This window comes from Oceanospirillum sp., from assembly GCF_982874595.1.
Genome location: NZ_CEYNZH010000048.1, coordinates 22,523 through 29,081, shown reverse-complemented (window position 1 = coordinate 29,081; position 6,559 = coordinate 22,523). Strand labels below are relative to the sequence as shown.

The 6,559-nt window shown below is 48.8% G+C and carries 5 protein-coding genes; 4 read left to right on the top strand and 1 reads right to left on the bottom strand.

Annotated elements, in window-relative coordinates; genetic code table 11:
* Both AC4GL5_RS15140 and AC4GL5_RS15135 read left to right on the top strand, forming a co-directional pair.
* The coding region (locus AC4GL5_RS15140) for a diguanylate cyclase domain-containing protein (protein ID WP_490383636.1) at window positions 1–1,421 on the top strand (1,421 nt) is incomplete at its 5' end.
* A gap of 162 nt (window positions 1,422–1,583) precedes the next feature.
* Window positions 1,584–2,912, top strand: a complete 1,329-nt coding sequence (locus tag AC4GL5_RS15135; protein ID WP_490383635.1) for a diguanylate cyclase — start codon at window positions 1,584–1,586, stop codon at window positions 2,910–2,912.
* Window positions 2,913–3,015: 103 nt separating this feature from the next.
* On the opposite strand, the gene AC4GL5_RS15130 is transcribed toward AC4GL5_RS15135, so the two are convergent.
* The gene (locus AC4GL5_RS15130) at window positions 3,016–4,188 is read right to left on the bottom strand and encodes a GGDEF domain-containing protein (RefSeq protein WP_490383634.1); all 1,173 of its coding nucleotides are present in this window, start codon (window positions 4,186–4,188) and stop codon (window positions 3,016–3,018) included.
* A gap of 325 nt (window positions 4,189–4,513) precedes the next feature.
* On the opposite strand from AC4GL5_RS15130, the gene AC4GL5_RS15125 reads away from it, so the two are divergent.
* Window positions 4,514–5,524 (top strand): response regulator, encoded by a 1,011-nt coding sequence (locus AC4GL5_RS15125; protein WP_490383633.1) that lies wholly within the window; start codon window positions 4,514–4,516, stop codon window positions 5,522–5,524.
* Window positions 5,521–6,486 carry a GGDEF domain-containing protein gene (locus tag AC4GL5_RS15120; RefSeq protein ID WP_490383632.1) on the top strand — a complete coding sequence of 322 codons (966 nt, stop codon included), beginning with the start codon at window positions 5,521–5,523 and terminating at the stop codon, window positions 6,484–6,486. The genes AC4GL5_RS15125 and AC4GL5_RS15120 overlap by 4 nt, the downstream gene beginning before the upstream one ends.
* Window positions 6,487–6,559: the final 73 nt, after the last annotated feature.

The following is a 6,559-nucleotide window of genomic DNA, read 5'->3' as shown; positions in this document are numbered from 1 at the left end:
CCAAAACCCAAAACAGGCGCGCCCTTCTTCAAGCCCTGATTATTGCCTGTGGTGTTTTTCTGATCGGGCAGCTTTGTATCAGCCTTTTTTACAAAACAAAAGAGCTCAGCGAAGACCTCAGACTCACTGAGCTGGCATCAGAAAAATCCTGGCTGATTGAACAGCAGCTTGCATCAACCCTGATGGCAACCCGAATGCTGGAGGTTCAACTTCGCTTAAATGACGGACACCAAAAAAACTTCAATCGCTACGCCCCCGTCATTCTGTCAACAACCCCCGGGGTCAGTAATATTCAGCTGGCTCCGGACGGTATTGTGACTCATATCTATCCCCTTGCAGGTAATGAGCAGGCTATTGGCCACAACATTTTGCAAGATGACCGCCGTCGAGATATCGCCCGAAAGGCGATCAGTACCCGAAAAATGACTCTGGCCGGACCTTTTAATCTGATTCAGGGGGGAGTAGCCGTGATTGGCCGCCAGCCCATCTTTATTGAAGACGGCCGTCAGGAGGCTTTTTGGGGATTTGCTTCCGCTATGATCCACCTGGAAGCGTTATTGAAAGCCGCTCGCTTTCAGGAGCTGGAAAGCCAGGGCTTTACTTACGAGCTAACCCATAAAGAGCCGGGTTCAGACAAAATTAAGCCGATCAAAACGTCAGCAAAACCCCTGGGAGATCGATGGCATCAGCAAGATATTCAGGTTCCCAATGGATTCTGGACGCTAAAGGTCGGATTATCAGAGCAAGGCAATCGCCATCATTACGTTATCGTGTCATCGCTTCTGGCTATCGTATCTCTGGGTATCTTTCTTATCACTTTATACCTACTGAAAAAGCCGGGATATCTGCGCCAGCAGATACGGGATCTGCAGAACCAAAATGAACAACTTGCCGCGAAAGATCCTCTGACTGAGATGCACAATCGCCAATCGCTTATGCAGGAACTGGGTAAGGTTCAAAGGAACATGGGCGAAAAACCATCACTGTCAGCCCTGATGGTAATCAATCTGGATAACTTCCGTGCGATTAACGAAAACCTGGGCTCTGACAAAGGAGATAAGCTTTTATCGCTGATTGGAAAAAGGCTCTGCGCACTGACCCGAGATAATGACATTGCAGCCCGAATTGGCGGTGATGAGTTTGCCGTACTGATTCGGGGAATTCACAATCAGAATGATGCCGAAATGATGGCCGACCAGTTACTGAAAAGCATCCGTCTGCCCGCTGCAGGATTGTCAGATCGTTATCCGGTGACCGCATCCATCGGAATTACCCTGATTCAGCCGGGTGATATCAGCCCCGACCAGGTGCTGCTCCAAGCCGATCAGGCGATGCGTCTTGCCCAACAGAACGGAAGCGCCCGTTATTATGTTGCTCAGCCCTTTTCAAACAGATCATCAGATGACCCAACCCCCGACTAAACCGACGCTGACAAGGTGTCAGCAGAAGTTTGAACCCTTCCCCGACATCATTGAAACTCCGTAGTCCCGAATCGGCCTCTTTCTATCATTTATTTAATTTCCTGATTAACCTGTAAAAGTTATACTCAATTAATTCCCCCGCAAAAAAAATGGAAATCCCTTATGACGCAGCCCGATGGCTTGCAGCTGCCGGCTGCTTACCATAAGACTTCGACCTATAAGACGCTCTTATACACGTTTATCAGTGTGACCCTGACTGGCGTTTTCTTGACTTTTCTGATGTCAAACTATCTGAAGAAACAAACCATTCAGGAGCTGGCAGCCACTCAGGCCGAACAACAGGCCGAAATCATCTTTAAAGCTCTTTGGCTGGGTATGATGCAGGGCTGGAACAAAGAAGATATGGATTCGTTCATCCATTCCCTGGAACTCAGTCCCCAGAAAAAGCAAGTGCTTCTGATACGCAGTAAAATTGTTGACGAGCAATTTGGTGCTTCCGACGCCAGTCAGCAATTGATAGACAGCGACCCCGTATTAGCTGAGGTAATCAAAGCAGGCCAGACACGAATCATCCAACAGAACAGTCAGCTGCGATATCTTTACCCGATCCGAGCCACGGAGGCCTGTCTGTCGTGCCACACGAACTCCTACTCTGGTGCGGTGCATGGCGTGATCGACCTGCGATTCAGCGATCAACCCATGCAACAGCCCCTGGCAAGAACCTTTAATACCTATATCGTCACCACCATAATAAGCCTGCTTCTGCTCTGCAGCGCCCTTTTCTTTATCCTTCGTTTAAGGATTGTGCGCCCGATGCGGCAGCTTTCAAGACAGATCAGAGATGCCGTCAAAGATGACCTGAGCGTCAACCGGATAGACTCAGAGCAGTTCCAGCTGAGAGAGCCTTTTCAGCTGGCACAAAGCTTTAATCAACTGGCTCAGGAGCTTGAGGATTATCACAATCAGCTAAAAGAGCATTCATACACCGATGCTCTGACAGGTTTGTTCAACCGCCGTTATTTCAATGACCAGATGCCCAATCTGATCCGGAAAAGTCGCACGACAGAACAACCCCTGACCCTGATGCTGATCGACCTGGACCGCTTTAAAGCGATCAATGACACCTATGGTCATGAGGCGGGAGATCTGGCGTTGGTCTTTTTCGCAACGATCCTTAAACATGGCGTTAAGTCCGAGGACCTCATCATACGGCTCGGAGGCGATGAGTTTGTACTGGTTCTGACCAATACCGATATCAGCGGTGTTATTGCGATAAAGCGCCGCCTGGCGGAAGCTCTGAATGAAAAACGAGCAAATCTTGGTGTTGTGAATCTGCATCTCGAGGCCAGCGTCGGTTATGCCACGTATCCTGCCGATGCCACCACAACCGATGCGCTACTACTTCAGGCCGATAAAGCGATGTATCATGAAAAACGGGCAAGAAAAGCAGCAAAAGCAGCCTGTGACCAACCGTCAGCTTTACCGACGTAGCGTCTGCCTGAGGGGCCAACTGCAACAGATTCCAAAGTGAAAAGGCTGCATAACTGCAGCCTCAGCCTTTTTTCAGGGATTGCCTGACAAACGATGCATACCCCTACTCAGTGAGAAGTTCACGTTCTCCGGGAGCCAGCGAGATACGGTCCCGTCCATCTTCTTTCGCCTTATAAAGGGCTTCATCAACGTAGTGAATCGAAGATTGGACATCAACTAATACTTCACCCAGCCCGGCACTGACGGTAAAACGTATTTCTTTATTGTCGTGGACAATCACCATTTCCCGACAATTATCCAGTACCCGCTGAATCACTTTTCGTGCTTCTTCCACAGATGTTTCCGGCAAAACGATAATAAACTCCTCACCACCGTAACGACCGATAATATCGGTCGTCCGCAAAGCCTCTTTCAGTTGACTGGCAAAAGCGATCAGCACTTTATCCCCGGCCTGATGGCCGAAGTTATCGTTAACCCTCTTAAAATAATCCAGATCCAGCAAGGCCATGGAAAGCGTACGACTATAGCGCTCAGCACGGCTCAGCTCAGACTCAGCCTGTGTCATAAAAGAGCGGCGGGTCAGAAGTCCGGTTAAAGCATCGGTTGTTGCCTGTTCAAACAACTTGAGCTGCATATGCAGCTGCGACAACTGCGCCCAAATCGCAATCCCCATAATCACCGCCAGCAGCCAGAGATTGTTCAGAGAGGTCAATGTAAAAACCCGGTGCTGAATCACTTCATCCAATGACAGGGTAAAAATAGTGAAACACGCCAGTAAACAACCCTCTTTGAGAGTCAGCGGAAAAACACAGTGGATCGCAATGATCAGAAAAGGCAGGAATGTATATGAGGCCAGATACTCATCATCTAGGTGCTCCCCCAGAATAAATTGGGTTGAAAGGTGGAACAGTGCCGGCATAACCATAAGCACCAGTAGCCGAAGTCGGGCATGGCTTAATGAAAAAACGTAAGACGCCTTAACCCAAAGTGCCAACAGTGACAACGAGAACAAAATACGGGCAACCACCATCATGCCAAAGTCGCTTTCCGGCAGAATAAAGTAGTCCACCGGAATCCAGAGCGGTGTCAGTACAGAAAATAACAGTGCCAGAAAACGAACCCGGGTATTGATATATTCTGCCCGAACCAGATTGAAGTCAGCCGGATGATCGCGGCTGCCGAGTAATTCGTACCCCCGAATTTTCTCAAACAAAAAACGAACCCGCTGCAACATCGTCAGAGAATCGACATCGGTCAGAATGGATTTATCACGCATTATTAAGTTCGACCTAAAAATAAAAAGCACCAGCGCTAAAAAAATGAATAAAAACAATATGTTTACGACCACTATACCCTTATTTTTCTTGCAGGTTATCCTCCGGGTACAGAAAAACATAACAGTCTACACTTTGTGACAAAGAGCGCTATTTTGTAATGTCATTTTCACATAGAAATTTTTTTTCTGTTAGGATCTATTGTTAGATACCGAAGATATGTATCATTTTGTAATCAGAACAAGAACCAGCCAACCAAACCTAATGAGCTGGTCTATAAAATAAACCTGAGGGTTTAACGCAACAGCTAAAGGATCTATACCGCTGATGACTACCCCCATCGTCATATGTGATGATTCAAGTTTTGCCCGCAAACAGATGGCCCGCGCCCTTCCGGGCGGCTGGGATGTTGAGATCAACTTCGCTAACCATGGCGGAGAAGCGATTGAAGCCATCAAAGCCGGTAAAGCCGATATCCTCTTTCTCGACCTGAACATGCCTGTCATGGATGGCTATGCCGTTCTGGAAGCCATTCGTAATGAGGATCTGCCCACAATGGTATTAGTGGTTTCCGGAGATATCCAGCCGGAAGCTCATAAACGCGTTAAGGCGCTTGGCGCACTGGACTTCATCAAGAAACCAGTGACAACCGAAAAGATCACAGAGATATTAACCAGCTACGGCATCATCAGCAGCTCTGTTCCCCAAACAGAAACGGAACTTGCCCGCTTCGATGAAGAGATCGCTCTCACAGATCTGATCCAGGAAGTGGTCAATGTCTCTATGGGGCAGGCAGGCAGCCTTCTTGCCGGGCTGCTCAATACCTTTATTCATCTGCCCGTGCCGAAAGTGCATCTCAAACCCTACAGTGATCTTAAGGATGTACTCGCCTCTAAAGATGCACTGTCACTCTCTGGTGTATCTCAGGGTTTTAACGGCTCCGGCATTGCGGGTGAAGCCATCCTGGTTGTGGGCGATGAGAGTTTTCCTCATATGACCCGCCTGATGCAATACGACCAAATGACCCCTAACCCTTCGGGTACCCCGGGCAATAATGACCTTGAGGTACTAATGGACCTGTCCGGCATTTTGATTGGCGCCTGTCTGAAAGGTATTGCCGAGCAGCTGGATATTGAATTCAGCTACAGCCACCCTGTGGTTCTTGGACAGAAAAAGTCCCTGCCACCGCTTTTGGGTACCCCAGCAATCGATCAGAAAGTACTGGCGATTGAGATCGACTACGGTATCCCGGATCATCAGGTGGAATGCGACCTGATTCTTGTTCTGACGGAAGATTCTTTACCAGCTTTGACGGAACGTGCGGGGTATCTGAAATGATGAATAACGGCCAGGAACTGGATATGTCCCGACTGCATTGGCTGATGCAGATGCTACAAACCGTCGATGTGGGCTTAGTCGTTGTTGATAAAGGATATGATATTCAGCTGTGGAATGGCTTTATGGAAAACCACAGTGGCGTCCGCACCTCTCAGGCCAGAGGCAGCAATATCTTCAGTCTCTTCCCGGAACTGCCGGAAAAATGGCTGACCCGTAAGCTGGAATCGGTATTTACTCTCGACAGTCGGGCCTACTCTACTTGGGAGCAGCGCCCGCATCTATTTAAATTTAAGAGTTACCGCCCGCTAACCGGTAAATCTGACCAGATGTACCAAAATATCAGCATTATTCCATTGACGGGGACGGATAAGAGCGTGACCCATGCGGCTATTCTGATCTATGACGTTACCGATATCGCAACCAGCAAAATTGAGCTGGAAAAGGCGAATCAGGAACTGGCGCGATTAAGCCGTACCGACCGCCTGACTGGCCTGAACAATCGAGGCCACTGGGAAGAACGCCTGGATCAGGAATTTCGACGCTTTAAGCGCAGTCAGACGCCTTCTTCCCTGGTGATGTTCGATATTGATCACTTTAAACAGGTGAATGACACATACGGCCATCAGGCGGGTGACGAAGTCATCAAACGGGTCGCGAATACCCTGATGCAACTGCAGCGGGAAACCGACATATCCGGCCGTTACGGTGGCGAAGAATTCGGCATCATTCTTCCGGAAACCAATGCAGAGCAAGCCGTTATCATGGCTGAGCGCCTTCGGGTTACACTTGAAGCCGCCAAGGTAGACTATGAAACCCAAAGTATTCAGTTCACCATCAGCCTGGGTGTCTGTGAAATCACCGATGAGATGACTGAGTACAGCCAGTGGCTGGAAATGGCAGATCAGGCACTATATAGCTCTAAGCGAAATGGCAGGAATCAGACCACGATACATTCTGCATAATACCTGCTGATTTAAGCACGTATTCGCTGACAGCTCTGATCCCCTTACCCACAGGCCGGTTCTCAACCGGCCT

Coding starts and splice junctions, on each gene's coding strand:
- AC4GL5_RS15135 (WP_490383635.1), top strand. CDS start 1,584: ATGACGCAGCCCGATGGCTTGCAGCTGCCGGCTGCTTACCATAAGACT.
- AC4GL5_RS15130 (WP_490383634.1), bottom strand. CDS start 4,188: ATGCGTGATAAATCCATTCTGACCGATGTCGATTCTCTGACGATGTTG.
- AC4GL5_RS15125 (WP_490383633.1), top strand. CDS start 4,514: ATGACTACCCCCATCGTCATATGTGATGATTCAAGTTTTGCCCGCAAA.
- AC4GL5_RS15120 (WP_490383632.1), top strand. CDS start 5,521: ATGATGAATAACGGCCAGGAACTGGATATGTCCCGACTGCATTGGCTG.